The organism is Altererythrobacter sp. C41, assembly GCF_016803135.1.
Lineage (GTDB): Bacteria > Pseudomonadota > Alphaproteobacteria > Sphingomonadales > Sphingomonadaceae > Pelagerythrobacter.
This window is the reverse complement of sequence record NZ_JAEVFE010000001.1, coordinates 235023-261450: the sequence shown is the minus strand read 5'-3', so window position 1 is coordinate 261450 and position 26428 is coordinate 235023. Positions and strand designations below refer to the sequence as shown.

General features: G+C 64.8%; 24 protein-coding genes. 13 read left to right on the top strand and 11 right to left on the bottom strand.

The window, feature by feature from the left end; translation table 11 throughout:
• Positions 1–14 precede the first annotated feature (14 nt).
• The 4 genes from JNO53_RS01175 to dusB form a co-directional block, all read right to left on the bottom strand.
• Positions 15–2171: a sensor histidine kinase gene (locus tag JNO53_RS01175; RefSeq protein WP_338015269.1), complete on the bottom strand. Its 2157-nt coding sequence runs from the start codon at positions 2169–2171 to the stop codon at positions 15–17.
• Between the two features lie 135 nt (positions 2172–2306).
• The gene (gene ntrC / locus JNO53_RS01170; RefSeq protein ID WP_203106984.1) at positions 2307–3719 is read right to left on the bottom strand and encodes a nitrogen regulation protein NR(I); all 1413 of its coding nucleotides are present in this window, start codon (positions 3717–3719) and stop codon (positions 2307–2309) included.
• A complete protein-coding gene (locus JNO53_RS01165) occupies positions 3716–4786 on the bottom strand; it encodes a two-component system sensor histidine kinase NtrB (protein WP_203107810.1) in 1071 nt (356 codons plus the stop codon). The genes ntrC and JNO53_RS01165 overlap by 4 nt, the downstream gene beginning before the upstream one ends.
• A 2-nt stretch (positions 4787–4788) precedes the next feature.
• The gene (gene dusB, locus JNO53_RS01160; protein WP_203106982.1) at positions 4789–5805 is read right to left on the bottom strand and encodes a tRNA dihydrouridine synthase DusB; all 1017 of its coding nucleotides are present in this window, start codon (positions 5803–5805) and stop codon (positions 4789–4791) included.
• 77 nt (positions 5806–5882) lie between these two features.
• Between dusB and JNO53_RS01155 the strand changes: the two genes are divergently transcribed.
• From JNO53_RS01155 to JNO53_RS01145, 3 genes are read left to right on the top strand one after another with little or no spacing between them, the layout of a single operon-like run.
• Positions 5883–7034 (top strand): bifunctional 2-C-methyl-D-erythritol 4-phosphate cytidylyltransferase/2-C-methyl-D-erythritol 2,4-cyclodiphosphate synthase, encoded by a 1152-nt coding sequence (locus JNO53_RS01155; protein ID WP_203106980.1) that lies wholly within the window; start codon positions 5883–5885, stop codon positions 7032–7034.
• A 9-nt stretch (positions 7035–7043) separates the two neighbouring features.
• Positions 7044–7571 carry a hypothetical protein gene (locus tag JNO53_RS01150; RefSeq protein WP_203106978.1) on the top strand — a complete coding sequence of 176 codons (528 nt, stop codon included), beginning with the start codon at positions 7044–7046 and terminating at the stop codon, positions 7569–7571.
• 1 nt (position 7572) lies between these two features.
• Complete coding sequence (locus JNO53_RS01145) at positions 7573–8073, top strand: CinA family protein (RefSeq protein WP_203106976.1); 501 nt, start codon at positions 7573–7575, stop codon at positions 8071–8073.
• Here the strand turns inward: JNO53_RS01145 and JNO53_RS01140 are convergent.
• Both JNO53_RS01140 and lipA read right to left on the bottom strand, forming a co-directional pair.
• Positions 8034–8495, bottom strand: coding sequence for a type II toxin-antitoxin system RatA family toxin (locus JNO53_RS01140; RefSeq protein ID WP_203106974.1), 462 nt, complete (start codon positions 8493–8495; stop codon positions 8034–8036). The two genes, JNO53_RS01145 and JNO53_RS01140, sit on opposite strands and share 40 nt — an antisense overlap.
• A gap of 35 nt (positions 8496–8530) precedes the next feature.
• Positions 8531–9484 (bottom strand): lipoyl synthase, encoded by a 954-nt coding sequence (gene lipA, locus JNO53_RS01135; RefSeq protein ID WP_203106972.1) that lies wholly within the window; start codon positions 9482–9484, stop codon positions 8531–8533.
• A 55-nt stretch (positions 9485–9539) separates the two neighbouring features.
• Here lipA and JNO53_RS01130 point away from each other — a divergent pair, with 55 nt between their 5' ends.
• Both JNO53_RS01130 and JNO53_RS01125 read left to right on the top strand, forming a co-directional pair.
• Positions 9540–10178: a carbonic anhydrase gene (locus JNO53_RS01130; RefSeq protein WP_203106970.1), complete on the top strand. Its 639-nt coding sequence runs from the start codon at positions 9540–9542 to the stop codon at positions 10176–10178.
• 41 nt (positions 10179–10219) lie between these two features.
• The gene (locus JNO53_RS01125; protein ID WP_203106968.1) at positions 10220–10927 is read left to right on the top strand and encodes an NYN domain-containing protein; all 708 of its coding nucleotides are present in this window, start codon (positions 10220–10222) and stop codon (positions 10925–10927) included.
• Between the two features lie 60 nt (positions 10928–10987).
• Here the strand turns inward: JNO53_RS01125 and JNO53_RS01120 are convergent, their stop codons facing one another.
• Complete coding sequence (locus JNO53_RS01120; RefSeq protein WP_203106966.1) at positions 10988–12319, bottom strand: hypothetical protein; 1332 nt, start codon at positions 12317–12319, stop codon at positions 10988–10990.
• A 282-nt stretch (positions 12320–12601) separates the two neighbouring features.
• Here JNO53_RS01120 and gyrA point away from each other — a divergent pair, with 282 nt between their 5' ends.
• Positions 12602–15394, top strand: a complete 2793-nt coding sequence (gyrA, locus tag JNO53_RS01115; RefSeq protein WP_203106963.1) for a DNA gyrase subunit A — start codon at positions 12602–12604, stop codon at positions 15392–15394.
• Between the two features lie 19 nt (positions 15395–15413).
• Here the strand turns inward: gyrA and JNO53_RS01110 are convergent, their stop codons facing one another.
• Complete coding sequence (locus tag JNO53_RS01110; protein WP_203106961.1) at positions 15414–16055, bottom strand: lysoplasmalogenase family protein; 642 nt, start codon at positions 16053–16055, stop codon at positions 15414–15416.
• Between the two features lie 128 nt (positions 16056–16183).
• Between JNO53_RS01110 and trmFO the strand changes: the two genes are divergently transcribed.
• On the top strand, positions 16184–17539 hold the full coding sequence (gene trmFO, locus JNO53_RS01105) for a methylenetetrahydrofolate--tRNA-(uracil(54)-C(5))-methyltransferase (FADH(2)-oxidizing) TrmFO (protein ID WP_203106959.1): 1356 nt from the start codon (positions 16184–16186) through the stop codon (positions 17537–17539).
• A 4-nt stretch (positions 17540–17543) separates the two neighbouring features.
• Here trmFO and JNO53_RS01100 read toward each other — a convergent pair whose 3' ends face one another.
• Both JNO53_RS01100 and JNO53_RS01095 read right to left on the bottom strand, forming a co-directional pair.
• A complete protein-coding gene (locus JNO53_RS01100) occupies positions 17544–18002 on the bottom strand; it encodes a hypothetical protein (protein ID WP_203106957.1) in 459 nt (152 codons plus the stop codon).
• A gap of 37 nt (positions 18003–18039) precedes the next feature.
• Positions 18040–18693, bottom strand: a complete 654-nt coding sequence (locus JNO53_RS01095; protein ID WP_203106955.1) for a squalene/phytoene synthase family protein — start codon at positions 18691–18693, stop codon at positions 18040–18042.
• Between the two features lie 121 nt (positions 18694–18814).
• On the opposite strand from JNO53_RS01095, the gene JNO53_RS01090 reads away from it, so the two are divergent.
• The 6 genes from JNO53_RS01090 to JNO53_RS01065 all read left to right on the top strand — a co-directional run bounded on the left by JNO53_RS01090 (position 18815) and on the right by JNO53_RS01065 (position 25008).
• Complete coding sequence (locus JNO53_RS01090) at positions 18815–20524, top strand: TadE/TadG family type IV pilus assembly protein (protein ID WP_203106948.1); 1710 nt, start codon at positions 18815–18817, stop codon at positions 20522–20524.
• Positions 20525–20529: 5 nt separating this feature from the next.
• On the top strand, positions 20530–21117 hold the full coding sequence (locus tag JNO53_RS01085; protein WP_203106947.1) for a TadE/TadG family type IV pilus assembly protein: 588 nt from the start codon (positions 20530–20532) through the stop codon (positions 21115–21117).
• 59 nt (positions 21118–21176) lie between these two features.
• A complete protein-coding gene (locus JNO53_RS01080) occupies positions 21177–21770 on the top strand; it encodes a pilus assembly protein (protein ID WP_203106946.1) in 594 nt (197 codons plus the stop codon).
• A 75-nt stretch (positions 21771–21845) separates the two neighbouring features.
• A complete protein-coding gene (locus JNO53_RS01075) occupies positions 21846–23744 on the top strand; it encodes a pilus assembly protein TadG-related protein (RefSeq protein ID WP_203106945.1) in 1899 nt (632 codons plus the stop codon).
• Positions 23741–24328 (top strand): TadE family protein, encoded by a 588-nt coding sequence (locus JNO53_RS01070; RefSeq protein WP_203106943.1) that lies wholly within the window; start codon positions 23741–23743, stop codon positions 24326–24328. Before JNO53_RS01075 ends, JNO53_RS01070 begins: the two co-directional genes overlap by 4 nt.
• Positions 24325–25008, top strand: coding sequence for a TadE/TadG family type IV pilus assembly protein (locus JNO53_RS01065; protein ID WP_203106942.1), 684 nt, complete (start codon positions 24325–24327; stop codon positions 25006–25008). The genes JNO53_RS01070 and JNO53_RS01065 overlap by 4 nt, the downstream gene beginning before the upstream one ends.
• A gap of 13 nt (positions 25009–25021) precedes the next feature.
• On the opposite strand, the gene JNO53_RS01060 is transcribed toward JNO53_RS01065, so the two are convergent.
• On the bottom strand, positions 25022–26425 hold the full coding sequence (locus JNO53_RS01060) for a pyruvate dehydrogenase complex E1 component subunit beta (RefSeq protein ID WP_203106941.1): 1404 nt from the start codon (positions 26423–26425) through the stop codon (positions 25022–25024).
• Positions 26426–26428 lie beyond the last annotated feature (3 nt).

Below are 26428 nucleotides of genomic sequence, written 5' to 3'. Positions count from 1 at the left end.
CTCCTTGTCATGCATCATTCGGCGGCCTCGCTCCCCTGCGCCGCAGGTTCGCGCGTGAACCGCAAGGTCACGCGAGTGCCGCCCCCTTCGGCAGTTGCGAAAATCATCTCCCCCCCGTGTTCCTCGACGATCTTGTTGACGATCGCGAGGCCAAGGCCCGTGCCCTTCTCGCGCGTCGTGACGTAGGGCTCCACGATACGATCGCGATCCTGCGGCAGACCGACGCCGTTGTCCTCGACGGTGACAGTCACATCGTCTTCGGTCGGAATGACCGCGACCGCGATCTGCCCGCGGAAGTCGGGCTCCGCATCGCGCGCGCGCGCGTCGACTGCCTCGACGGCGTTCTTGAGTACGTTGGTGAGCGCCTGGCCGACCTGGTGACGATCGCACGCGAGCGGGACCGCGCCCTCACCCTCGTAACTGAAGCGGAAATCGATCTCCGGATGAGCGACTTCCTGCAGGAACAGTGCCTGGCGGACGAGATCGAGTGCGTCCTCCTTGCGGAACACAGGCTTGGGCAGGCGCGCGAAGGACGAGAACTCGTCGACCATCTTCCGCAGGGCGCCCACCTGGCGCACGATCGTGCTGGTCAGCTCGTCGAACAGGTCGCCGTCGCTGTCGATCTGCTTGCGATAGCGGCGCTTGAGCCGCTCGGTAGCGAGCTGGATCGGTGTGAGCGGATTCTTGATCTCATGCGCGATCCGTCGCGCGACGTCGGACCAGGCCGCCTGCCGCTGGTCCAGCAACTGGCGCGTGATATCCTCGAACGTGATCACCTTGCCTTCCGAGAAGTCGGCGACCTTGACCGCCAGCGTCAGCAGGTCTCCCCCCACGGTCTGGTTCACGATCCCCCGATCCACGCCCCCGCGAACGAGCGTCGAAATCGGCGGGCTGAGCTGCTCGAGCGTGAGGCCGAGAGGCGGCGGCGATGCTTCCTCGATCAGCAACTCCTGCGCCGACCCGTTCATCAGCAGGACCTGCCCATCCTGATCCACCGAGATCACCCCCGCCGTGACGGATTCGAGCACGGTTTCCATAAAGGCGCGGCGATTTTCCAGCTGGCGGTTGGCGCTGACGAGGGCATCCGTCTGCTTCTCGATCTGCGCCGTCATCCGGTTGAACGCACGATTCAGTAGGCCGATCTCGTCGGGCCCGGTCCGCCCCTCCACGCGCAGCGAGAAGTTGCCGGCGCCGACCTGACGCGCGGCGCCGACAAGATCGGTGAGCGGTTCGACCTGCCGATCAGCGAAGCGCAACGCGAACCACACCGAGAGCGCCAGCAGCGCGAGCGAGACGAAAAACAGCGCGAGGTTGAAGCGCAACTGCAGCGCGCGGGCGCGCTGCGTGAGCAGGTCGTAATTGGTGGAGATGGCGTTGGCGCGGTCCCATAAGTCGAAGGCAAAAGCTTGGGAATTGCGCGCGTTGTAGAGGAATATCCCGCTTTCCTCATCGATCGCCGCGACCCCCTCGATGCGCTCGGAGCTCCCTTGCACGACGACTTGCTCGTCGCCTGCCACGCGGTCGAATATCGCAGGATCGAGCTCGGTGGGATCGTTGTCGCTGACCAGACCCAGCATCGCCGCGGTGCGCAGACTCCCGTCTGCCACGCGCTGGAGAATGGCCGATTCGTTGATCCCCCGCCCCTCGGCCTGATAGCGGTAATAGTCCTCGAAGCCGCCGTCGGTGAGTGAGCCGCGCTGGAGATAGAAGCGCAGGTCGGCCGCCATCGCTATGGTCTGATTGGCCACTTCGAGTTGGTTCTGCTCGTAATATCCCTGCGCGAGTTCGTTCGCGTTGCGCATCAATCCGCGTGAATCGTCCGAGAACCAGAAGTCCACGCCCGATTGGAAAAGCACCGCGGCGAATGCAGCCACCAGCAAGGTCGGGATGGCCGCGATCAACGAGAAGAAGAACACGAGCCGCACGTGAAGCCGGGCGGTGCTGCCCGCAGCGCGGCGCAAGGCGAGCCGACGGCCGAAGAGGACGACCAGCGCCATCGCCGGCAGCAGCGTGCCGATCAGCAAGCTCGCCACCTGTCCCGCCGGGACGAGCTGGCCGTCCGGCGGCGCGCTTTCGAATGTCACCCAGGTCGTCAGCACCATTGCCGCAAGGGCAAGCCCGGCGGCGATCTCGAGCAGGAGGAAGAAATTCGACCGGCGCGAAGCGACCACGACCCGGCGCCACAAGCGCGGCGCTCGCCTGGTCAACGGGAGTGTCGGTGCTGCCACAGTTGCAAGCTTACAACGCCGCTGTTGCAATTTTGCAAGCTCAATTTCGCTCAAGCGAAAGTTGGTGTGGACGAAACGTCAGTCCGCCCGAACGAAGCTCTCCGCCTGGATCTCGAGATCCCCGAGCTTCTTGCGCAGCGTATTCCGGTTGATGCCCAGAAGTTTCGCCGCCCGCAACTGATTGCCGCCGGTCTGCGCCAGCGCGTGTTCGAACAGCGGCCGCTCGAATGCCGCGAGCGCGCGATGGTAGACGGTGCCCGGTGCCGGCGCGGTGCCGACGATCCAGCCCTCGAGCGCGCTGCGAAGGCCGTCATCATCATCGGGTCGAGTCGGATGCGCCGAGTCTTCACCGAGCACCGACGTGATCGTCTGAGCGTCGATCACGTCGTCGCGTGCCATCAGCGCCAGGCGATAGACCGCGTTCCGCAGCTCGCGGACGTTGCCGCGCCAGGGCTGCTGTTCGAGCAGCGCGATGGCTGCTCGGTCGATCCGGCGTTCGGGCAGGCCCTCTCGTGCGGCATGGCCGAGGAAATGCTTGGCCAGCGCCTCGATGTCCTCCGTACGGTCGCGCAGCGGCGGCAGCTGGATCGGCACGACATTGAGGCGGTAGAACAAATCCTCGCGAAACCTGCCGCTGGCGATCATCGGCTTGAGATCGCGGTTCGTCGCGGCGACGATACGCACGTCCACCCCGATTTCCTGACGCCCGCCGACGCGCCGGATGCGCCCGGACTGCAGCGCGCGAAGCAGCCGGGTCTGCGCCTCCATGGGCATGTCGCCGATCTCGTCGAGGAACAGCGTGCCCCCATTGGCCTGTTCGAACTTGCCGATCGCCTGCGCGATGGCGCCGGTGAAGGCGCCCTTCTCGTGTCCGAAGAGCTCGCTTTCGATCAGGTCCGAGGGGATCGCAGCGGCGTTGACCGCGACGAATGGCCCCGACTTGCGATGTCCGAGCTCGTGAATCGCCTCTGCCACGAGTTCCTTGCCGGTCCCGGATTCGCCGAGGATCAGGACGGTCAGATCGTTGCGCAGGACGCGTGTGATCATGCGGTAGACCGCCTGCATCGCCTGACTGCGGCCAACGAGCGGCAGCCCGTCGCCCGCCTCCGCTTCCTCGCCCCGCCGCGCACCCGAACCCGCTGCCTGCACGACCGCGCGCACCAGATCCTCGAGATCGAACGGCTTCGGGAAGTACTCGAACGCGCCGGTGTCGCTCGCGCGCACCGCCGTATCGAGCGTATTCTGCGCCGACAGCACGATCAGCGGCATGGTGGGACAAGCCGCACGGACGCTGCCAATCGTCGCAATGCCATCGCCGTCGGCGAGCACGACGTCGGTCAGCATCACGTCGTACTTGCCAGACGCGAGCAACTTGTCGCGCGCAGCGATGCTGTCGCAGCGGTCGACCGCGAACCCTTCATCCTCCAGTGCGGAGCGGATGACGGTCGCGATCGAAGTGTCGTCCTCGACCAGTAGGATCTTGCCGCTCATACCTGTTCCCTCTCATCCTTAGCCAGCGGCAGATGGATGCGAAAATGCGTCAGGCCCATGCGCTCATCGCGCTGATGCCCGATCCGCCCGTCCATGTCGCGGACCAGCTTGCGCACCAGTGCGAGACCGAGGCCCTGGCCGCTTGCCTTGGATGTGACGAACGGTTCGAACACGTGGTCGCGCAGCGCAGGTTCGATGCCGGGCCCGTTGTCGCTGACGGTGATCTCGATCGGCAGGCGCACGGTGCGCCCCAGCTTGAGGTTCGAGACGAGCCCGCTGGCAAAGCGCGTACGGATGACGACCCGCGGCGCCTCGGCGTTGGCGCTGGCGTCACGCGCATTCGAGATCAGGTTGATCAGCACCTGTTCCAGCGCGTCCCGACTCGCAAGCACCGGCGGCAAGGACGGGTCGAACTCCTCGATCAGTTCCACTCCGCTGTCGTCCGCGGCACGGACCGTAGCGATCGCGCTGCGCACCGCGGCGTGGAGATTGACCGGCGCCACGGGGTCCGCGCGCTCGCTGCCGAGGCGCTGCATGCGATCGACCAGGCGCGCGATGCGGTCGACTTCATCCGAGATCATGGCCGCGAGCGGCCGGTCCTTCTCGTCCAGCTTGCGCGCGACGAGCTGTCCTGCACCGCGGATCGCGGCGAGCGGATTCTTGATCTCGTGCGCGAGGATCGCCGGCGCGCGAAGCGTGGTCTCCTGAACGAGGTCCTCCGCCATCTCGCCCTGCCCCACTTCGGAGATGGTCATCACGCGCCACCCCGGATGCGATGCAAGGGGGGAGACGGTCAGATTGACCTGTGTCGCCCGCGCGCCGCAGCGCAGCGCCATGCCGCGTACGGTTAGCCGCGCATCGGCTTCCCTGAGGCGCGTCGCCACCCGCGCATCGTCGAGTTCGACGACATCCAGCAACCTGGCACCGACAAGCCGCTTGGCGCTGCGGTGAAGCAGGTCTTCCGCCGCCGGGTTGGCTTCTCGCACCGCAAGGTCGGGATCGAGCAACAGAACGGCGAAGATCAGCCCGGCGATCTGCGCCCCCGGGCCGGGCGGCGCGTCTTCCATCGTCACGCAGCGCGGCGGCGCATGAACGGTTTGTAGAACCGTTCCAGCTCGCCGAGCACCTGATCGGGATCGTCGATGAAGTTCACGTGGTTGCGGAACTCGGCGGAGCCATGCATCCCCTTGGTGTACCAGCCCAGATGCTTGCGCGCGACTTTGGCCCCGACATCGCGGCCGTAGAGCTCCAGCATACCGCGATAGTGCTCGACGAGCACGTCGTACTGCTCATCGAAGCTGGGGCTCGCCAGGCTCTGTCCCGTGCGCCACCAGTGCATGACCTGGCCGAGCAGCCACGGCTTGCCGTAAGCGCCACGGCCGATCATCACCCCGTCGGCCCCGGACTGTTCGAGCGCCTGCGCAGCGTCGTCGACCCCGCAGATATCGCCGTTGACGATCACCGGAATGGACACGGCCTCCTTCACCTTGCGGATGAAAGACCAGTCGGCGCTTCCCTTGTACATCTGATTGCGAGTGCGGCCATGGACGGTGACCATCTTCACGCCGAGGTCCTCGGCGATCCGTGCGAGTTCGGGCGCGTTGAGGCTGTCATGATCCCAGCCCATGCGCATCTTGACCGTGACCGGCACCGAGACGGCCTTGACGGTCGCCTCCATCAGCCTCGTCGCCAGCGGCACCTCGCGCATCAACGCAGAGCCTGCCATGCCGTTGGTGACCTTGCGCACCGGACAGCCGAAGTTGATGTCGATGATCTCCGCGCCGCGGTCTTGGTTGAGCTTGGCCGCTTCTCCCATCGATTCCGGATCGCATCCGACGAGCTGCATCGAGACCGGCTCTTCGGTCGGGTCCCAGGCGGCCTTCTGAACCGACTGGCGCGTTTCGCGGATCGCCGCCTGACTCGCGATCATCTCGGTGACGTTGAGGCCGGAGCCGTAGCGCCGGACGAGCGTGCGGAACGGCATGTCGGTGACGCCGGTCATCGGCGCCAGGATCACAGGGCAGTCGATCGTCACCGGGCCGACGTGGATCGGCTTCAGCGCCGGAGGAGTGGGAAGCGAAGTCATATGCAAAGGCGTGCCTAAAATTTGGGCAGCGCATAGTGGATTGCCCGCCTTCGCGCAAGCGGCTAGCCGCGGCTGCGATGCCGGACAGCCCGCCCCTGCCCCCCTTCGCCGCGGTGGTCGTCGCCGCGGGCAAAGGGCTGCGCGCTGGACAGCCCGTTCCCAAGCAATTCGCCCCGTGGCGCGGCAAGCCGGTCGTGCGCCACTCTGTCGAGGCTTTGATCGAAGCGGGGGCGCAGAAAGTGCTCGTCGCCATTCCGGAAGGCGCAGAGACGATCGCTAGTGAGGCGCTGACAGGCCTCGCCGCGGTGGAACTGGTAACCGGCGGCGCAACCCGGCAGAGCTCCGTGCGAAACGCCCTAGAGACGCTAGAATCGGGTGAGCCCGAACTCGTGCTGATCCATGACGCTGCCCGCCCCGCCCTCGCCCGCCCGGTGATTGCACGACTACTGGCGGCGCTCTCTGACCAACCAGGCGCAATTCCGGTCCTTCCCGTAGTCGACAGTCTCGCATTCGACGACCGCGGCACGATGGGTACCGCGGCCGACCGCGAGGCGCTGCGCCGTGTCCAGACCCCGCAAGCGTTCCGGTTCGCCGACATTCTGGCTGCGCATCGTGCATGGTCCGGCGAGCCGACAGCTGGCGACGATGCGCAGGTCCTGCGCGCCGCGGGGGGGATCGTCGCGCTCGTCGAAGGGGACGAAGCGCTCAGGAAGCTGACATTCGCGGAGGATTTCGTGTCCCAACCCAGCGCCATCCGCACCGGCATGGGCTTCGACGTGCACCGCCTTGCCGCGGGTGAGGAGCTGTGGCTCGGCGGCGTGCTCGTGCCGCACGACAAGGGACTGGCGGGCCACAGCGATGCAGACGTCGCGCTCCATGCGTTGGTCGACGCGCTGCTCGGCGCGATCGGTGACGGGGATATCGGTGCCCACTTCCCGCCGAGTGACCCCAAGTGGAAGGGGGCGCGTTCGGCGCACTTCGTGGAGCATGCGGCCGCACTCGTCGACACCGCAGGCTTCCGGATCGCCAATGTCGATCTCACCATCATCTGCGAGGCGCCGAAGATCGGTCCGCACCGGAATGCGATGAGGGCGCGCATAGCGGAGCTCTTGGCGATCGACCTCGGCGCGGTTAGCGTGAAGGCTACGACCACCGAGGGACTCGGCCTTACAGGCCGCGGCGAAGGCATCGCCGCCCAGGCGATCGCGACACTGGTCGGAAAGGATTGAACGGATCCCATGAAAGCCACCCTGGCATGCACCGCCCTCACGCCGCTTGCGCTCATGTTCCTGGCCGTGCCGGCGAACGCGCAGGCCGAACCAAGCGGCCCGGAAATCGAAGGCGCGGTCCGCTTCGGCCTACCTGCGCTGTTCGCCGGGTACCGGGCGACCTGCTCCGCGCAGCTCTCGCCGGACGGCTATGTCGCGCAGAACGCCGATCGCCTGGTTGCGAAGTTCGCGGACGGCGCCGATGCGCACTGGCCTGCCGCGAAGGCCGCGCTGTCCACGCTGGGCGACGATCAGGGCATGGACAGCGTGATGCTGGCCCAGATGCCCGACGACGCGCTCAAGCCTTTCGTCACCGCCCTGTTGCAACAGATGGTCGCGACCGAGATCAAGCCTGCGCAGTGTGTCGATGTCGAGCGCGGGCTCGAGTTGATCGATCCGCTGCCCGCCGACAATATCGCCGGACTAATCGGCTTCATGGTCGAGATGGCGGAGCGGCGCGATAGCGGCTCGGACATCGCCGGCGCAGCGGGCGAATAACATGGCAAGCGCGCTCCTCTCCGACGACATCGAGGAACTCGCTCGCCGAGCCGTGGAAGAGAACCTCGCGGCCAGCCGCCGCGTTGCGCTCGCCGAAAGCTGCACCGGCGGTCTCGTCACGGCGGCGCTGACAGAAATCCCGGGTTCGTCGAAAGTTCTCGACCGCGGCTTCGTCACGTACTCGAACGAGGCAAAGTTCGAGCTGCTCGGCGTATCGAACGAGATCATCGAGACGTTCGGTGCGGTCTCGATCGCCTGCGTCTGGGCAATGGCCCAGGGCGCGCTCGAGCGCAGCCAGGCGGACGTCGCCGTTGCGATCAGCGGAGTGGCGGGGCCGGACGGCGGCTCGGATCTCAAGCCGGTCGGGACGGTCGTGTTCGCCCGCGTCGTAAGGGGCGAGACCGGCGATCCCGAAGGCGAACTGCGGAACTTCGGCAATGTCGGGCGAGCCGAGGTTCGTCGTCAGGCGACGCTCTGCGCGCTCGAGCTGCTGCTGCCGTAAAGCTCTTCCGCGCGGGCTTCGAACGCGGCGACCATCTTGCGGAAGGCGCGGTCGAAATACTGGCCCGCCAGAGCCTCGAACACGCGGTTCTTGAAGGTGAATTCGACCGCGAAATCGACCCGGCACCCCCCTTCGGGCAGATCGGTGAAGTGCCACTCGTTGTCGAGATCGCGCAGCGGTCCATCGACGTAGATCACATCGATCATCTCCGGCCGGCGCTTGGTAACCTTCGAGGTGAAGCTCTCGCGGAAGCTCTTGAAGCCGACCACCATGTCGGCGACCATCTCGGTCTCGCTGTTCGCACGGACCCGGGTCGCGATCACCCAGGGCAGGAATTCCTTGTAGTGGCCCACGTCGGCGACGAGGTCGAACATCTGCTCGGCGCTGTAGGGAACGTGTCGTGTCTCGCGTATTCCGGGCATGCTCGTCTTCTAGATACTCGTCGGCAGATGCAGATTTACGCCTGAGCCACCTTCGCCAGTTTCGCCTCGCGCGCGGCTTTCATCTCGGCGAAGTCGTCGCCCGCATGATAGCTCGAACGCGTGAGCGGGCTTGCCGCAACTTGCAGGAAGCCCTTGGCACGCGCGATCGAGCCGTAGGCGGCGAAGGCCTTGGGCGTCACGAACTCCTCGACTTTGGCGTGCCGCGGCGTGGGCTGGAGATACTGGCCCATGGTGATGAAATCGACGTCGGCGCTGCGCATGTCGTCCATCACCTGGTGCACCTCGAGCCGCTGCTCGCCGAGTCCGAGCATGATGCCCGACTTGGTAAAGATCAGCGGATCGTGAGCCTTCACCTCTTCGAGCAGGCGCAGCGACGCATAATAGCGGGCGCCGGGCCGGATCGTCGGATAGAGGCGTGGCACGGTTTCGAGGTTATGGTTGTAAACGTCCGGCCCAGCATCACAAATCGCCTCGACCGCCGCACGCATCTTGCCGCGGAAGTCCGGAGTGAGAATCTCGATCGTCGTCTCGGGCGTTTCCCGGCGGAGCGCCTTTATGACCTTGACGAACTGCCCTGCCCCGCCGTCCGGCAGGTCGTCGCGATCGACGCTGGTAATCACGATGTGCTGCAGGCCCATCTTGCCTGCTGCAATGGCGACGTTCTCCGGCTCCATCGGATCGACCATGCGCGGCATGCCCGTCTTGACGTTGCAGAACGCGCAGGCGCGGGTGCACACGTCGCCCAGGATCATCACCGTCGCGTGCTTCTTGGTCCAGCACTCGCCGATATTCGGACAGGCCGCTTCCTCGCACACCGTGTTGAGATTGAGTTCGCGCATCAACTGGCGCGTCTCGTGATAGCCCTTGCTGACGGGCGCCTTGACCCGGATCCAGTCGGGCTTGCGCTGCCTTTCGGGGCGCGGGCTTTCAGGTACGGGTGCGCTGGAGAGATCGTTCATGCGGCTCATCTAGTCGTCGCATTGCGGTCTTGCCAGCCCTTTCCCGGCGCTGCATGGGGCGAGCATGAAGAGCTTTGCAGAACTGATCGACGGTTACCGCAACTTCCGCAAGAACGCCTGGTCTGCACAGCGCGAGCGGTGGAGTGAGCTTGCCGAGGGACAGTCGCCGCAGGTCATGGTCATCGCCTGCTCCGACAGCCGCGCCGACCCGATGCAGATCTTCGATGCCGCGCCCGGCGAAATCTTCGTCGTGCGCAACGTCGCGGCCATGGTCCCGCCGTTCGAGACCACGCCCGGCAACCACGGCGTCTCGGCGGCGCTGGAATTCGCCGTACAGTTCCTCAACGTCCGCGAGATCGTCGTGATGGGACACGGCTTCTGTGGCGGCTGCAAGGCGGCACTGACGCAGGACCTGCGCGGCACCCAACCCGGCGAGGGCGGCTTCATCGCCAATTGGATGGCCATGCTGGACGAAGTGCGCGATCCGATCGCGGCCGAGCTTGGCACCGAAGGGCGTGAAGCGGAGCGGGCGCTGGAGCATGCCGCGGTCAAGGTCAGTCTCGACAACCTGCGCACCTTCCCGTGCGTCCAGGCGAAAGAAGGCAAAGGCGCGCTCAAGCTGCACGGCGCCTTCTTCGCGATTTCGGACGGCATACTCCACCTGCTCGACGAGCAGACGGGCGAGTTCAACCCCGCCGACTAAGGCGCTTGTCACGCCTCGCTCGGCCCGGCATGTAGCCGCACATGGCCGAAGAGCTGCAACGCAACATCGCTCTCCTGATCGACTCCGACAACGCGAGCCCCGCCGGCATCGATCCGGTGCTGACCGTTCTGGCGGAGCTCGGACAGGTGAACATCCGCCGCGCCTACGGCAACTGGCGCAAGCCTGCGCTCAAGAGCTGGGCCGATCTCGTCCACCGATATGGCATCGAACCGCAGCAGCAGTTCGATCTCACCCGCGGCAAGAACGCGACCGATATGAAGATGACCATCGATGCGATGGATTTGATGTATCGCGGCCGCGTGCACGGCTTCGGCATCATGAGTTCGGACAGCGACTTCATGCCGCTCGCAATGCGCATCCGGCAGGATGGCTATCCTGTCTACGGCTTCGGCAGCCCCAAGACGCCCGAGGCTTTCCGCCAGGCCTGCACGCGCTTCATCGATGTCGAAGCGCTGATCCGAGCTGAGAAGGAAGAGCGAGTCAACGGCAAGAACGACAAGCTCGATCAGGAGCTCCTGCAGCTCCTGTTCGACGCGTACAATGCCAGCAAGCGCGACGAGAACGGCTATGCCAAGCTCTCCGAAGTCGGGCAGCTCGCCGGCAACCGCTCCAGCTTCGACACGCGCAACTACGGTTTTGCCCGGTTGATCGACATGATCGAAACCATCCCCAACTTCGCCATCGAACGGCGTGACGGCGGGCATATCTGGATCAAGCGGCTGCGCTGAGAGCGCGCAAAAAAAGGCGCGGGCCGAAACCCGCGCCTTTCGCTTCTTCAATCGCCAGAATTACTGGGCCGGTGCAGGAGCGGCAGGTGCCGCCGGCGCGGCGCCAGCGGTCTGCTTGGTGGCATAGAGAGCCCACAGGTCTGCGATCGGTGCACGGGTCCCTTCGATCTTGTCGAAGGTAGCCTTGGCTTCCGCGGACTTGCCCTGATCGATCTGGGCGATGCCGAGACGGGTCAGCACTCGGGCGGTATCGACGTCGGGCCGCGTCAGAGCGAGCTGATACATCTCCTCCGCCTTAGCAGGCTCTTCGAAGTTCAGATACATGTCGCCCGCCGCTGCCGCGAGAAGCGCATTCGCGCCGGAAGCGCGCGCATCGCTTTCGAGTTCGACCAGGTCGGCCCGCGCGGACGCGGCTTGTGCCTGCGCCGTCGACTTCGCTTCGGTCACGAGGACGTCGCCCTGCTTCAGCATGTTCGCAGCGAGCCCGGCATCGACGATACGCCCGACTTCGGCCGGCAGACGGCGCGGGTCGGCTGCGGCGATGTAGTCGACATAGTCACGCTCGCTCCGCAGGCTGTCGGTGCGCTCGGCGAGGCGCATCAGGTCCAGCAGCGCCTGATCGTCGTAGTTGTAGAAGCTGCGCTGCACGGCAATCGCGTCGCCCCACACGTCGCTCGACGGATAATGCGTGACATAGAGTCTGCTGAACGCCGTCGCCTGCTCGGGAAGCTGATTGTTGTAGGCGATCGCGAAGCCACGCTGGATCCAGTTCTCCTCGACAGGCTGCCCGGCCTGTTCCTGCGCGGTGATGGCCTGCATGAGGAAGTCGAGGCCCGCCGCATGGTTGCCTTCCGAGAAGTAAGTCTCGGCGATCAGTCCCTGAGCGTTCGCGGTCTCGAAACCACCGGCAACCGCCTGTTCGAAGCGGGTACGCGCAGCAGTCCAATCCTCGGCCTGGTAGGCAAGCTGCCCCGCGGCGAAGGCCATACGGCCCTGATCGGCACCGGAGACCTTGCCGCTCTCGAGCATCATTTCGACGCCCTGGCGCTGGAGCGCCGTGTCCTCGCTGCGCGCGCCGATCGTGTAGATCGCCTGACCTGCGACGAGCTTGTCGTCAGGGGTCTGCGCAGCGGCCAGCAGGGCCGGAATTTCGGCCTTCAACGCCGCCGGATCTTCCTGGGCCTCGAGGCGCTTGCCCAACGGCTGATACACCTCGATGAAGCCCTTGGAATAATCCGCCTTTGCCTGCTTCTCCTCGTCCTTCTGAGCGTGCGCCGGAGCTTCCAGAGCGAGAGTGCCGAATGCCCCGCCCGAAACGAGCGCGACGGCGAGAGCAAGGTGTGAGCCGAACCGCTTGGTACGCGCTTTCGGATCGCGGGCGAATGACAGCATCTGGGTATCTCCCATTGATAAAACAGGCGCCATTTAGGCTGAGAAACATTGAGGCCGGCGCTAGTGCCGCCTCGTGTTGCATATTGCAATCGAATGTAGGGGAACCGTGCTGAACGGGCTTTGAATGCCTCATTCGAACCGACGTGCGGCACGAGTCGCCGGAAGTGTGGAAAAAGCCGCTCCGAACGCCCATCTTGCGCCTGTTCAGGTGGCGATTCCCGGGCTTCTCGCCTAGGCTCGCCCACGGATCCCACGTAACAGAACGAAAAGAAAAGAAGTCCCTTGAGCGACGATACCGATACTCTTGCACCGCCCGTTCCCGCGGACGACTTCGATCGGGTCGACATTGTCGACGAAATGAAGACGAGCTACCTCGATTACGCGATGAGCGTGATCGTGAGCCGCGCGCTGCCCGATGTGCGCGACGGCCTCAAGCCCGTCCATCGCCGGATTCTCTTCGCCAGCCAGGAAGGCGGTTTCGTCGCCGGGCGTCCGTACCGCAAGAGCGCCAAGATCGTCGGCGACGTGATGGGTAACTACCACCCGCACGGCGATTCCGCGATCTACGATGCGCTCGCGCGCATGACGCAGCCGTGGTCGATGCGCGTGCCGCTGGTCGACGGCCAGGGCAACTTCGGCTCGATGGACCCGGATCCGCCAGCCTCGATGCGATACACCGAGGCGCGTCTGGCGAAAGTCGCCAACAGCCTGCTCGACGATCTCGACAAGGATACGGTCGATTTTGCCGACAACTACGACGGTTCGCGGCAGGAGCCGACCGTCCTCCCAGCCCGCTTCCCCAACCTGCTGGTCAACGGTGCCGGCGGTATCGCGGTCGGCATGGCGACCAATATCCCGCCGCACAACCTCGGCGAAGTGATCGACGGCTGCCTGGCCTACATCGAAAACCCGGGCATCAGCACCGAAGAACTGTTCGAGATCATCCCCGGGCCGGACTTCCCCACTGCGCCGCTGATCCTCGGCCAGTCGGGCGCCAAAGCCGCCTATACCACCGGGCGCGGCTCGATCCTGATGCGCTGCCGCCATTCGATCGAGACTTCACGCGGCGATCGCCAGTCGATCGTGCTGACTTCGATCCCCTATCAGGTCGGCAAGGCCGGCCTGGTCGAGAAGATCGCCGATGCGGCCAAGGAAAAGCGGATCGAGGGAATCGCGGACATTCGCGACGAATCGAGCCGTGAAGGCGTGCGCGTCGTGGTCGATCTCAAGCGCGACGCGACGGCCGAAGTCGTCCTCAACCAGATCTGGCGCCATACCCCGGCGCAGGCCAGCTTCCCGGCGAATATGCTCGCGATCCGCGGCGGACGGCCCGAAGTCCTCAACCTGCGCGACTTCATCCAGGCCTTCATCACCTTCCGTGAACAGGTCATCACCCGCCGCACGAAGTTCGAGCTGAACAAGGCGCGCGAACGGGCGCATATCTTGCTCGGTCTGGTGGTGGCGGTCTCCAATCTCGACGAGGTCGTGGCGATGATCCGCGGATCGTCCAATCCGGCCGACGCGCGCGCCAAGCTGCTCGGCAAGGAATGGCCGATCGGCGATATCGCGCAGTATATCCGTCTTGTCGAAGCGATCGAACCCGATGCCGAGCAGCAGGGCGGCACCTACCGCCTGTCAGAACGCCAGGTGAAGGCGATTCTGGACTTGCGCCTCCACCGCCTCACCGCGCTCGGCCGCGACGAGATCGGCGACGAGCTCAAGGAACTGTCGGTCGCGATCGAGGAGTATCTCTCGATTCTCGCCGACCGGGTGAAGCTCTACGGCGTGATGCGCGATGAACTGACCGAAATCCGCGAACTCTACGCCACCCCGCGTATGTCCGAGATCGCGCCCGCATGGGATGGCATCGACGACGAGGACCTGATCGAACGCGATGAGATGGTCGTGACGGTCACGCTCGATGGCTACATCAAGCGCACCCCCCTCTCCACCTTCCGCGCGCAGAACCGCGGCGGCAAGGGCCGCGCCGGCATGGCGACGAAGGACGAGGATGCGGTGATGGAGATGTTCGTCACCTCCACTCACAACCCGGTGCTGTTCTTCTCCACCGCGGGCAAGGTCTACCGCCTCAAGGTGTGGAAGCTGCCTGAAGGCGGGCCCGCCACGCGCGGGCGGCCGATCGTCAACCTGCTCCCGGCACTCGACGAAGGCGAGACGATCCGCACCGTCCTCCCGCTGCCGGAAGATGAGGACTCCTGGGGCGCTCTCTCGGTCGTGTTCGCCACCGCCAAGGGTAATGTGCGCCGCAACTCGATGGATGCGTTCACCAACATTCCCTCGAACGGCAAGTACGCGATGAAGTTCGACGAAGGCAGCGAGGACCGCCTGATCGGCGTCGCGCTGCTCGACGTGAACGACGACGTGCTGCTCGCCAGCCGCAACGGCAAGGCGATCCGCTTCGCCGGCGACGATGTGCGCGAGTTCACGAGCCGTACGTCTACCGGCGTTCGCGGCATGAACCTGAAGGACGGCGACGAAGTCGTCTCGCTCTCTATCCTGCACCGCGTCGGCACCGACTCGGAAGAACGGGATCAGTACCTCAGGTATGCACCGTGGAAGGGCGAGAAGGACGGCGAACCCACCCTCGCCCGCGAGCGTTTCGACGAACTGGCCGATCGGGAACAGTTCATCCTCACCGTCTGTGCCAACGGCTACGGCAAGCTGTCCTCGGCCTACGAGTATCGCCGTATCGGGCGTGGCGGCCAGGGCATTCTCAACATCGACAATGTCGAACGCAACGGCCCGGTGGTGGCGAGCTTCAACGCCACCCAGCGCGATCAGCTCATGCTGGTGACCGATCAGGCCAAGCTCATTCGCATCGGGCTCGACAGCCTGCGCGTGATCGGGCGCGGCTCGGCCGGCGTGCGGCTGTTCAAGGTTGCGGATGGTGAGCAGATCGTCAGCGCCGTGCGGCTCGACGAGGAGCCCGATCCCGAGAATGAGGCCGAGGAGGCGATCGTCGAGGAAATGGCCGCTCGTGGCAGCGCGGAAACCGTGCCCGACACGACTCCGCAGTCGGACGACGACATCGAAGGCGAGTCCGGCAGCGAATGACGCTGCCGGGCGCCCGCCTCTAGACGTTGCGACGCAGCGTCTTGATCACGCCGGTGGCGATCAGGAACTGGCCGGCGAAATAGGCCGGCCAGACCAGCAGCCCCGGCAGCGCGCTGGACGCGAGCGGCCCCATGCGCGCGAAGATCAGCCAGTCCGAGATGACGAACAGGATCGCGCCAAAGCCGACCCGGTAGCGCGGGAAGCGGCTCATCCATGCACAGGCGGCCATGCCGCCAAGCCCCAGCGCATAGAGTGCAATGCCGGCATCGCGCGTGAACAACCAGGAGATCAGCGGCGTGCCGATCAGCAGCGCGACCGCGAGCGCCTTCTGGCTGGTCTCCGGTGCTTCCCGCCTATTGCGCAGGTAGAGAGTCATGGCCGCAAGGTGCGAGGCGAAGAAGGCCGCCCCGCCCCAGATGAAGTCGAGTTCCAGCAGCATGTCGCCGAGCGCCGACAGTGCCATGACGAGCGCTAGGAGCCGGCCCTCGGCGCTCGCGTGACGCTGCCAGGCGTAGACCGCGAGGAAACCCACGCTCGCGCCCTTGAGCAGGATCAGCCACAGCTCGCCGAGCGGCCATCCGCGGACGAAGAAATAGACCGTCGCCGCCGCGATCGCGGCAAGCAGCCACGGTCTGTGTTCAAGTAGTGCGCGCTTCGGCATCGTTTCCGTCCCCCTAGGCGCGCGTACTTGGACTCGAAGCCTGTGGCAGGCAAGCGCGAAGAGCTCCATCCCGCAGCGGGCCCTCCCCGACCATTGCACCTTATGAGTCCGGACCCTAGGTGCGCGCGATGACCCATGACGTCCACATCATCGGCGGCGGCCTCGCAGGGAGCGAAGCCGCCTGGCAACTCGCACAGCGCGGCTTCCGCGTGCGCCTGTCGGAGATGCGCGGCAGCGGGGACATGACGCCCGCGCACCAGACCGACGGTCTTGCAGAACTCGTCTGCTCGAACAGCTTTCGTTCCGACGACGACGAGCGCAATGCGGTCGGCCTCCTGCACCACGAGATGCGGCGCCTCGATTCGCTGGTGATGCGCGCAGGCGAGATCGCGCGCGTGCCCGCGGGCTCGGCCATGGCGGTCGATCGGGATGTGTTTTCGGCCGAAGTCCAACGCGCGCTCACCGAGCATCCGAATATAACGATCGTGCGCGAGCGGATCGACGAACTGCCCGCTTCCGGCCTCACTGTGGTCGCGACGGGGCCGCTCACCGCGCAGGCGCTGGCGGAAAGTATCGTCCGGGCAACGGGGCAGGACCGGCTCGCCTTCTTCGATGCGATCGCACCGATCGTCCACCGCGACTCGATCGACATGGACGTGTGCTGGTTTCAGAGCCGCTGGAACAAGGGGGACGGGAACGATTACATCAATTGTCCGATGACCCGGGAGCAGTACCTCGCCTTCCATCAGGGGCTGCTCGACGGGGAGAAGACCGCCTTCAAGGAGTGGGAGGCCGATACCCCCTATTTCGAAGGCTGCATGCCGATCGAGGTCATGGCTGCCCGCGGTGTCGACACGCTGCGCTATGGCCCTATGAAGCCGGTCGGTCTCGACAACCCGCGCGACGCAACCCCCGAGTTTCCGCAAGGACGCTGGCCCTATGCCGTGGTGCAGCTTCGCCAGGACAACAAGCTCGGCACCCTGTGGAACATGGTCGGTTTTCAGACGAAGCTGAAGCACGGCGCGCAGGTCGAGCTCTTCCGCACGATCCCTGGACTCGAGAACGCGGAGTTCGCGCGCCTGGGCGGGCTGCACCGGAACACTTTTCTCAACTCGCCGCTGGTGCTCGACCGGCAACTGCGCCTCAGGGGCGGCGAGCACATCCGCTTCGCAGGGCAGATCACGGGCTGCGAGGGCTATGTCGAAAGCTCGGCGGTCGGGATCACGGCCGGACTGATGACCGCAGCCGAGTTAGCTGGCACGGAATGGACTCCGCCACCACGCACCACCGCGATGGGCGCGCTCCTCGCGCACATCACCGGTGATGCGGAGGCGGAGACGTTCCAGCCCATGAACGTCAACTTCGGGCTCTTCCCTCCGCTCCACGACGTGAAGAAGAAGTCGCGCAAGGAAGCCTACACGAGCCGTGCGAAGGCCGATTTCGGCCAATGGCTGGAGAGTGCCGCGCCGCTGGTCCCGGCGTAGGCCGCTAGCACGCGCAGGCTGGCTTCGGCTCGCGTTTCGGGGCGGTCGTCGCAAACTCCGCGGGCGTGAGTTCGCTGTTTCCGTCCGCATCGGCGCCTTCGAAGCGTTCCGCCGTCGTGACGGCCCACTCTTCGAACGTGAGGAGGTTGTTGCCGTCCTTGTCGAGACTCCTGAAGCCGTCGCTTCGCGTCGACAGCATCTCGTTGCGGGTGATCTTGAGATCCCGGTTGCGGTCGTAGCGGAAGAAGCGGCGCTGCTCGCGCGTCAGCTCGGTCGCTTCGGGTGGTTCAGGACCGCTCATCGTTCCGGGATCGGCGTGCGGCAGCGCCTCGTCCCCGGGTTCTGCCGTTTCCAGCAAGGGCGGCGGAGCGCCGTTTTCGACTTCCGCCCTTCCCTGCCACCAGAACATGCCGATCCCGGCAAGGATCAAGGCGCTAACAGCTCCCAGCACAAGCCGGTTCATCGTCCATTCTCCCCCTGCAAACCGGGGAGATAATAGGCTACCGGCCGATCATGCCAAGGCGCAGCGCGGCAAGAATATCGCGCCGCCGCGCGACGAGCGGCGCCCCACCCCGGGAGAGAGAGCGGTCTGCCAGGCCCCGCAGCACCGCCAGAGGCCGCAGGACGCGCGGCAAAGGCGGAAAGCGGTGCCCGCCCGCACCCGCCAGGGCTAGCGCCGTCCGGCGTTCCTCCGCGTTGCTCACCCGAGCGGCGAAATCGGCAAGCGCCCAGATCCTTCCCGCGTGCTGCGCGCGCTCTTCCGCGGCCGGGTGACCCGCGAGACGGGCGAGCGCGGCGAATGCACCCGCGCGGCCGTTCGCGAAACTCTCGACCGCTGGCATGGGCAACGGCGCTTCACCGACGAGCTGCTCCCATCCATCGACCAACCGGACAAGCGCGCGTTCCTCTCCCGCCCAGGTCTCGCCGATCGCATCGAGTATGGGATCGCCTTTCGCCCGATCCGCAGGCGCTTTGCTCAGTTCATCCCGCCACCAGGCCAACCGTAGCTGCGCCAGCAGCGGTTCGTTGGCCTTCGCAACAAGCTCGCCCAGACGCGCGTCGAGAGCGAACAGCGCAGCCGTCGACGCGCGCAGGTGCACGGGGGCATAGTTCAGCGCCAGCCGCTGCGGCAAGGGGAGGAGATCGGCATCCATCGAGGCGGCTGCCGATAGCACCGATCGGGTCGCGCGCGCCACGCCGGATCGGAAAGGGTCCTCATTTGGAGTTTCTTAATGCCACTTCCCTAGGGGCGAGGTGAACAACTTTGGACGTTCCATGAGGGGTATCGGCATCGCCAAATCGCTTGCGGCGCTCTGGCGCGATCGGAGGGGTAACACCCTGCCGATCTTCGCGGCATCGCTCGTTCCCCTGCTCGCGGTCGTCGGCGGCGGGATCGACGCCAGTCGCGGCTATCTGACCAAGACGCAGTTACAGAACGCCTGTGACGCCGGCGTGCTCGCGGGCCGGCGCGCGATGGCCAAGTCCGGTCTCTTCGAAACCTCGGAAAAGGCGAAGGCGTCGCGCATGTTCGACGCCAATTTCGATTCCGCGATCGTCGACGCAGAGGAAGTCGCGTTCGATACCCGTGCCGGCACCGACGGTGACGTCTACGGCACCGCCACTGCCACGATCCCGACCGTGCTGATGAAGCTGTTCGGCACCAACGAGCTTTCGTTCTCCGTCGGCTGCATGGCCGAGCTGCAGATTACCAACACCGACGTGATGTTCGTGCTGGATACGACCGGATCCATGGCCGGCACCCGCATTCAGGGCCTGCGCGACGCAGTGAAAGACTTCCATAAAACGATCGCCTCGTCGGTGACCGACGACGACGTGCGAGTGCGGTACGGCTTCGTACCCTACAGCATGACGGTGAACGCGAAGCGGCTGCTCGTGAACGGCGATATGCCGAAGGACTATATCGCCAACACGGTGCAGTATCAGTCCCGCACGGCAGTATTCCAGCGGGCGAAGACAGTGAACGGCAAGACCGTTTATGAGTTTTCCAATTGGCACTACGGACCAGCGGAAATCGACGTATCCGCACTGAAGAACTTTACCCCTGTCACCTTCGTAAATGAAATCGATACTGGTTACTGGGACGACGACCAGAAAAGATATCGAGACCGCGCCTACATCGAGAACCGGGGTGAATACGATATCCGGACGCTCGCCCTGCTTACTGGCAAAGTAAAGGTCTATACGCAGGATTATACGTGGGGCGGCTGCATCGAAGAACGTCAGACCGTAGCGGAACTGGACATGGACCCTGTCCCTTCCGGGGCTACGGACCTCGACATCAACTCGGCGCCCGACAGTGACCCAACGCGCTGGAAACCCTACTTTCCCCGGGCAGTATTCAATCGGGCCGGTTATTACAATGGTCATTATAATGAGTATTACGACGGACGAGACACGTCCTCGAATCTGTCGAGCACGACCAATTATTGCCCGGCGCCCATGCGAATCTTTGAAGAAGTGGACCTTACGCCCAATGTCGTGCCGGAATGGCTCGATGATTATCTCGACGATCTCAATCCTGTAGGTGGCACCTATCACGACATAGGGATGATTTGGGGAGGTCGTCTTGCGAGCCCCAACGGCATCTTCGCAACCACAGTGAATGACGAACCGGATCGGTCGGTCAGCCGTCACATCATCTTCATGACCGACGGCGAGATGGCTCCTGAAACCGAATATTATTCGGCTTATGGTTTCGAGAAATACGACAACCGCGTCGCCCCGCGTTATACCAGTCGGACCGGCCTCATCCCCTACCACAACGCTCGGTTCGTGGCGGCATGCAACGCGATCAAGGACGAGGGCTACACCGTCTGGGTGATCGGTTTCGGCTCATCTCTGACCCAGCAGATGAAGGACTGCGCGACCGGCCACCGCGCGTTTTATTCCAACGACTCCGACGAACTCCGCGCCACGTTCCGCTACATCGCTTCGCAAGTGGCCGACCTGAGGCTCGGGGAGTGACCTGCTTGCGCACCCTGGGCCGTGACACCGCCGGCGTTACGATCGTCGAGTTCGCGATCGTGGCGCCGGTGTTGCTAACGCTGATCTTCGGAGTGCTCGACCTCGGTCATGGGCTCTACATGCAGTCGGTTCTGCAGGGCGCCGTGCAGGACGCAGGGCGCGATGCCGGCCTCGAGAGCGGGCGCACGGCGCAAGCCACGATCGACGAAAGCGTACGGTCGAGCGTCCAGGCCGTTATGCCGTTCATTCCCGACGAGGACATCGCCATCAAGCGCTCCAACTACGCCACGTTCAGCGACGTCGGCGTGCCGGAGGACTACGACGACACCAACAACAACGACACCTACGACATCACCGAGTGCTTCACCGATCAGAATGGCAACGCCCAGTGGGATGATGACATCGGCGCCGACGGTCTCGGCGGTGCGGACGACGTGGTCTACTACGAAGTGACCGTCGGATACGACCGGATATTTCCCCTCTGGTCGATGATCGGTCTGTCGCAGCGGACCACGGCGCAGGCGACGACCGTCATGCGCAATCAGCCGTTCGGGGAGCAGGCCGAACGCAAGACGGTGCGCATATGTCCGTGACGCGACTGAGTTCCCGGATGATACGCGAGTTTCGTGCGCTCGCTCGCGCGCGCGATGGCGTGGCGCTGGTCGAGTTCGCATATTCGCTGCCGATCATGGTCACGCTCGGCCTCGGCGGTCTTGAGCTAGTCAACTACACGACGGCGCATCTGCGGGTGAATCAGATCGCGATCTCGCTCGCCGACAACGCCTCGCGCGCCAAGCAGGAGGTGGTCGGCGCCAATCCCCGCTTCCGAGAACTCGACGCGAACGAATCGATCCGCGCCGCGCAGTTGCAGGGTGGCAATCTGGATCTGAAGGCGAATGGTCGGGTCGTGCTCTCAAGCCTCGAAGTGAATGAGGACGGCGGTCAGTGGATCCACTGGCAGCGCTGTGGCGGAGACAAATCGTATCCATCGCGCTACGGCACGGAGGACGAGGGAGAAACGGGAACCTCGTTCGCCGGCATGGGCACCGGCACGCGCCTGGTGCAAGCGGAACCTAGGTTCGCGATCATGTATGCCGAGGTCTTCTATGACTATCAGCCGATCGTGTTCCGCGGGCTGATCCCGGAGCAGACGATCTACAAGACGGCAGCGATGTACGTTCGTGACGATCGCGACCTGAGCGGGATCTTCAATCCAAGTCCCGAGGCGGACGAAAGCTTCTGCTGACCCGAGACGAATGATCTCAATAAATTAACCCCAGTCGTTCACGATAATCTTACCCCGCCGCGATAACAGCGACGAGTGGGAAACCGCCTCGCCTCGACCAGCCGGTCCATCGCCGGAATGCTGACGCGCCTCGGCCGCGATCGCTCGGGCAATACGCTGGCGATTATCGCCGCAGCGATCGCGCCGATCCTCGCCATGGTCGGCGGCGGGATCGACATGGGGCGCTCCTACCTCAGCCAGAGCCGGTTGCAGCAGGCGTGCGATGCCGGCGTGCTCGCGGCGCGCAAGCGGCTGGGGGCGCAAGCGGCGGTGACCGGAGAGATCTCGCCTGACGTCGCCGAGACCGGACAACGCTTTTTCAACATTAACTTCCGCTCGGGCTCGTACGGCACCGAGGACCGCGATTTCGTGATGACGCTGGAGGAGGATCTCGCGATCTCCGGCGTGGCCACTGTAAGCGTCCCCACCACGATCATGCAGATCTTCGACTTCACGGTTGTCCCGGTAAGCGTCGAGTGCGAGGCGCAGATCGACTTCGCCAATACCGACGTGATGATGGTGCTCGACGTCACCGGCTCGATGGCAGAGCACAATCCAGGCGAAGCGCAGTCGCGGCTCGACGCGATGAAGCAGACGGTCGCGAACTTCCACGCGCAGCTCGCGGCCGCGTCGCAGGCGGGTTCGCGCATCCGCTACGGCTTCGTGCCCTATTCGACCAACGTCCGCGTGGGCCATCTGCTGCGCGACGAATGGGTGACCGGGACGTGGAGCTATCAATCGCGCGAGCAAGTCGCCGATCGCAAGAACCCGACCACCCGCACCTATACGACCGGTGCGACGAAAGTCTCGGGCGACGTCAAGGTCACCGAGTACGAGTCCTACAAGGCAAGCTTCACCGAGCTCGATGGTTATCACTGCCCGTCCCGTCCCGGCAGCAATGTGACCACGAAGGAGGAGCAGACGGCATACGAGGAGACGCCCGTCGTCGAGCCGAGAGAGGGCGTGCGCAAGGAATGGACTTACGTCCGAACGCGCACCGGCCAGAGTTACTCGACGGTGCTCGACGACACGACCTGCATCGTGCGCCAGCACACGTACAACAACTATGTGGACACCTACAAAAGGGTTCAGGAACCCTCGCTGACGAGCGAGAAAGAGTGGCGATACGCGCAGATCGAATACGACGTGTCCGATTGGCGGAATATCGCAAACGGCTGCATCGAAGAGCGCGATACCTACGAGATCGGCAATTACAGCGCGGTGGATCTCGGCCGCGCGCTCGACCTCGACCTCGACCGGGTTCCGAGCAGCGGCAACCCGGCGACGCAGTGGCGCCCGATGATCCCCTCCTACATTTACGGCCGCGCCCTTCAGTGGAACGGCAAGGGAAAGTTCCAGACCAACGAAAAGATCACCGGCGAGGAGTATGTTTCCCCGGTGGGCCTCGAAACCGCAGCGTGCCCCGCGCCTTCGCGCAAGCTGTCGGAAATGACGGCGGACGAGTTGCAGGACTATCTCGAAACGTTGCGGGCGGAAGGCAGCACTTACCACGACATCGGAATGATCTGGGGCGGCCGCCTGATCTCTCCGACCGGCCTGTTCGCCGCCGAGAATGCGGACGCCGTCAATTCCGTGACTAGCCGCCATCTGATCTTCCTGACCGACGGCGAGACCGCGCCGCTCGACCTCAGCTATTCCAGCTACGGCTTCGAGCCGCTCGACCAGCGGCGGTGGTCGCCGGACTCTCCGCTCTCCCTGGCCGAAACCGTTGAGAGACGCTTCGCCTTCGCTTGCAGTGAAGTGCGCAGGAAGAACGTCACCGTCTGGGTCATCGGCTTCGGCATCGCGCTGACCGACGTGATGAAGAACTGCGCAGGCGAAGGCCGCTACTTCGAAGCTGCCGACGCAGCCGAGCTCAACGCCTCGTTCGCCGCGATCGCCGAGAGCATGAGCGACTTGCGAGTGAGTCGATGACGCCGCTGCGCAACCTCCTCGCCGATCGGGACGGCGCCACCCTGGTCGAATTCGCGCTGGTCGCGCCCGTGCTGCTGCTGATGCTGCTCGGCATGTTCGACATGGGCTACAACTACTACGTCCAGTCACAGCTCCAGGGCGCGATCCAGCAGGCGGCGCGCGATTCCGGCATCGAAGGCGCGCATTCGCGGATGGATGAGATCGACGCGCGGGTGATCGACGCCGTCCATGCCATCGTGCCCAGCGCGGAGGTGACCTTCTCGCGCAAGGCCTACGCCCGTTTCTCCGACGTCGCCCGGCCTGAGGATTTCAGCGACGTCGACGGTAACGGCAAGTGCAACGACGGCGAGCCGTTCGAGGATGTGAACGGCAATGGCGCGTGGGACGAGGATCGCGGCGCTGAAGGTCTCGGCGGCGCCCGCGACGCGGTGCTCTACGTGGTGACCGTTAGCTACCAGCGCGCCTTCGCCATCACTGCCTTCGTCGGCATGCCGGACACGTTCACAACGCAGGCGACGACGGTGCTGCGTAATCAGCCGTACGGCGAGCAAGCCGTCTCTTCGCTGATCCGGAACTGCGCATGACGCCGTTCCGCGCCCTCGTCGCGCGCCTGCGCCGCTCGACAGCGGGCGCCGCGCTCACCGAATTCGCGCTCGCCGCACCGCTGGTGATGACGGCCGGCCTCTGGGGTGTGGAGTCGGCGCATCGCGCGGTCGTGCAGATGCGCATCAGCCAGATCGCGGTGCTGGTCGCCGACAATGCCTCACGCGTGGGCGAGAACTCGCTGCTCGGCGAAACCAAGCTCTACGAGACCGACCTCAACGACGTGCTCTACGGCGCTCACGTCCAGGCCGGCAACTTCGACCTCTACAAGCACGGACGGGTGATTCTCTCCAGCCTCGAGGTGGTTCCGGGAACCGACGACCAGCAGTACATCCACTGGCAGCGGTGCAAGGGCGAACTGGTTCACACCTCGAGCTACGGGCACGCCGGCGACGGCCTGATGAGCGCCATCCCCGGCATGGGGCCACCCGGTGAGGAGATCATCGCGTTCGACGGGGAGGCGGTGATGTTCGTCGAGGTCGTCTACGACTATCAGCCGCTGATTTCACAGGCCTTCACCCATGCGGACAAGATAACCGCCACAGCCGCCTTCAACGTGCGCGACAATCGCGATCTGTCGCAGGTCTACCAGCACGATTCCGGAAACCCCGACGCGACCGCCGACTGCAACGTGTATGACGGGGTGGCGACGCTCGGATGAGCGCCGCCGCACGTCAGACGTAGCAGACCTTCTTGACCGCCTCGACGATCCGCGGCGCATCGATCAGCGCCATCTTCTCGAGGTTGGCCGCATAAGGCAGCGGAACGTCCTCGTTGCATACGCGCAGGACTGGCGCGTCGAGGTGGTCGAAACCTTCCTCCATGCAGATCGCGATCACTTCCGATGCGATCGAGCATGTCGGCCAGCCTTCCTCCGCGACCACCAGGCGATTGGTCTTGGCCAGGCTTTCGAGGATCGTCTGCTTGTCGAGCGGGCGCAGCGTGCGCAGGTCGATCACTTCCGCTTCGATACCTTCTTCCGCCAGCTTCTCGGCCGCCTGCAGTGCGAAGCCGACACCGATCGAGTAGCTGACGATTGTGACGTCCGTACCCTCGCGCATGATCCGCGCCTTGCCGATCGGAAGGACGTGATCGTCGAGCTCGGGCAGCTCGAACGTGCGGCCGTAGACGAGTTCGTTTTCGAGGAACACAACCGGATCCTCGCTGCGGATCGCGGCCTTGAGCAGGCCCTTGGCGTCCGAGCTGTCGTAGGGCGCGATCACGATCAGGCCCGGCACGCTGGCGTACCACGGGCCGTAGTTCTGGCTGTGCTGTGCGCCGACGCGGCTCGCCGCGCCGTTCGGCCCGCGGAACACGACCGGGCAGCGCATCTGGCCCCCCGACATGTAGTTTGTCTTAGCCGCCGAGTTCACGATGTGGTCGATCGCCTGCATGGCGAAGTTGAAGGTCATGAACTCGACGATCGGCCGCAGACCGCCCATCGCCGCACCGGTACCGATGCCGGCGAAGCCGTACTCGGTGATCGGGGTGTCGATCACGCGCTTGGGCCCGAATTCCTCGAGCAGGCCCTGCGTGACCTTGTAGGCGCCCTGATACTCGGCGACTTCCTCGCCCATGACGAAGACGCGCTCGTCCCGGCGCATCTCTTCCGCCATGGCGTCGCGCAGTGCTTCGCGCACGGTGACGCTTGCCATGTTGGTGCCGTCGGGAATGGCCGGGTCGGACTTCGGCTCCGACTTCGGCTTGCCCGGGGTAATTGCTGCCTTCTGGTCGTCGGACTTTTCCTGCTCTCCCGAAGAGGCCGCAGGCTCAGGCTGTTGCTCGGCCTCGCCGGAGGTCGTTGCCTGCGCCGCAGCGGCTTCGGAGACATCTTCGCCCTCGCCTGCCAGCACCGCGATCACGGTGCCGACCTTGACGTTCTCGGTGCCTTCCGGAACCAGGATCTTGCCGACCGTGCCTTCGTCGATGGCTTCGAATTCCATCGTCGCCTTGTCGGTTTCGATCTCGGCGAGGATATCGCCGCTGGAAACGGTGTCGCCTTCCTTGACCAGCCACCTGGCGATCGTGCCTTCCTCCATGGTCGGAGAAAGCGCGGGCATCTTGAGTTCGATCGCCATGGC

Coding starts and splice junctions, on each gene's coding strand:
- JNO53_RS01095 (WP_203106955.1), bottom strand. CDS start 18,693: ATGGATGCCGATCTCCTCCCCTTGCCGCAGCGGCTGGCGCTGAACTAT.
- JNO53_RS01125 (WP_203106968.1), top strand. CDS start 10,220: ATGGCCGAAGAGCTGCAACGCAACATCGCTCTCCTGATCGACTCCGAC.
- JNO53_RS01065 (WP_203106942.1), top strand. CDS start 24,325: ATGACGCCGTTCCGCGCCCTCGTCGCGCGCCTGCGCCGCTCGACAGCG.
- JNO53_RS01070 (WP_203106943.1), top strand. CDS start 23,741: ATGACGCCGCTGCGCAACCTCCTCGCCGATCGGGACGGCGCCACCCTG.
- lipA (WP_203106972.1), bottom strand. CDS start 9,484: ATGAGCCGCATGAACGATCTCTCCAGCGCACCCGTACCTGAAAGCCCG.
- JNO53_RS01145 (WP_203106976.1), top strand. CDS start 7,573: ATGGCAAGCGCGCTCCTCTCCGACGACATCGAGGAACTCGCTCGCCGA.
- JNO53_RS01060 (WP_203106941.1), bottom strand. CDS start 26,425: ATGGCGATCGAACTCAAGATGCCCGCGCTTTCTCCGACCATGGAGGAA.
- JNO53_RS01130 (WP_203106970.1), top strand. CDS start 9,540: ATGAAGAGCTTTGCAGAACTGATCGACGGTTACCGCAACTTCCGCAAG.
- JNO53_RS01150 (WP_203106978.1), top strand. CDS start 7,044: ATGAAAGCCACCCTGGCATGCACCGCCCTCACGCCGCTTGCGCTCATG.
- JNO53_RS01165 (WP_203107810.1), bottom strand. CDS start 4,786: ATGGAAGACGCGCCGCCCGGCCCGGGGGCGCAGATCGCCGGGCTGATC.
- JNO53_RS01140 (WP_203106974.1), bottom strand. CDS start 8,495: ATGCCCGGAATACGCGAGACACGACACGTTCCCTACAGCGCCGAGCAG.
- JNO53_RS01090 (WP_203106948.1), top strand. CDS start 18,815: ATGAGGGGTATCGGCATCGCCAAATCGCTTGCGGCGCTCTGGCGCGAT.
- JNO53_RS01120 (WP_203106966.1), bottom strand. CDS start 12,319: ATGCTGTCATTCGCCCGCGATCCGAAAGCGCGTACCAAGCGGTTCGGC.
- JNO53_RS01100 (WP_203106957.1), bottom strand. CDS start 18,002: ATGAACCGGCTTGTGCTGGGAGCTGTTAGCGCCTTGATCCTTGCCGGG.
- ntrC (WP_203106984.1), bottom strand. CDS start 3,719: ATGAGCGGCAAGATCCTACTGGTCGAGGACGACACTTCGATCGCGACC.
- trmFO (WP_203106959.1), top strand. CDS start 16,184: ATGACCCATGACGTCCACATCATCGGCGGCGGCCTCGCAGGGAGCGAA.
- dusB (WP_203106982.1), bottom strand. CDS start 5,805: ATGACTTCGCTTCCCACTCCTCCGGCGCTGAAGCCGATCCACGTCGGC.
- JNO53_RS01155 (WP_203106980.1), top strand. CDS start 5,883: ATGCCGGACAGCCCGCCCCTGCCCCCCTTCGCCGCGGTGGTCGTCGCC.
- JNO53_RS01110 (WP_203106961.1), bottom strand. CDS start 16,055: ATGCCGAAGCGCGCACTACTTGAACACAGACCGTGGCTGCTTGCCGCG.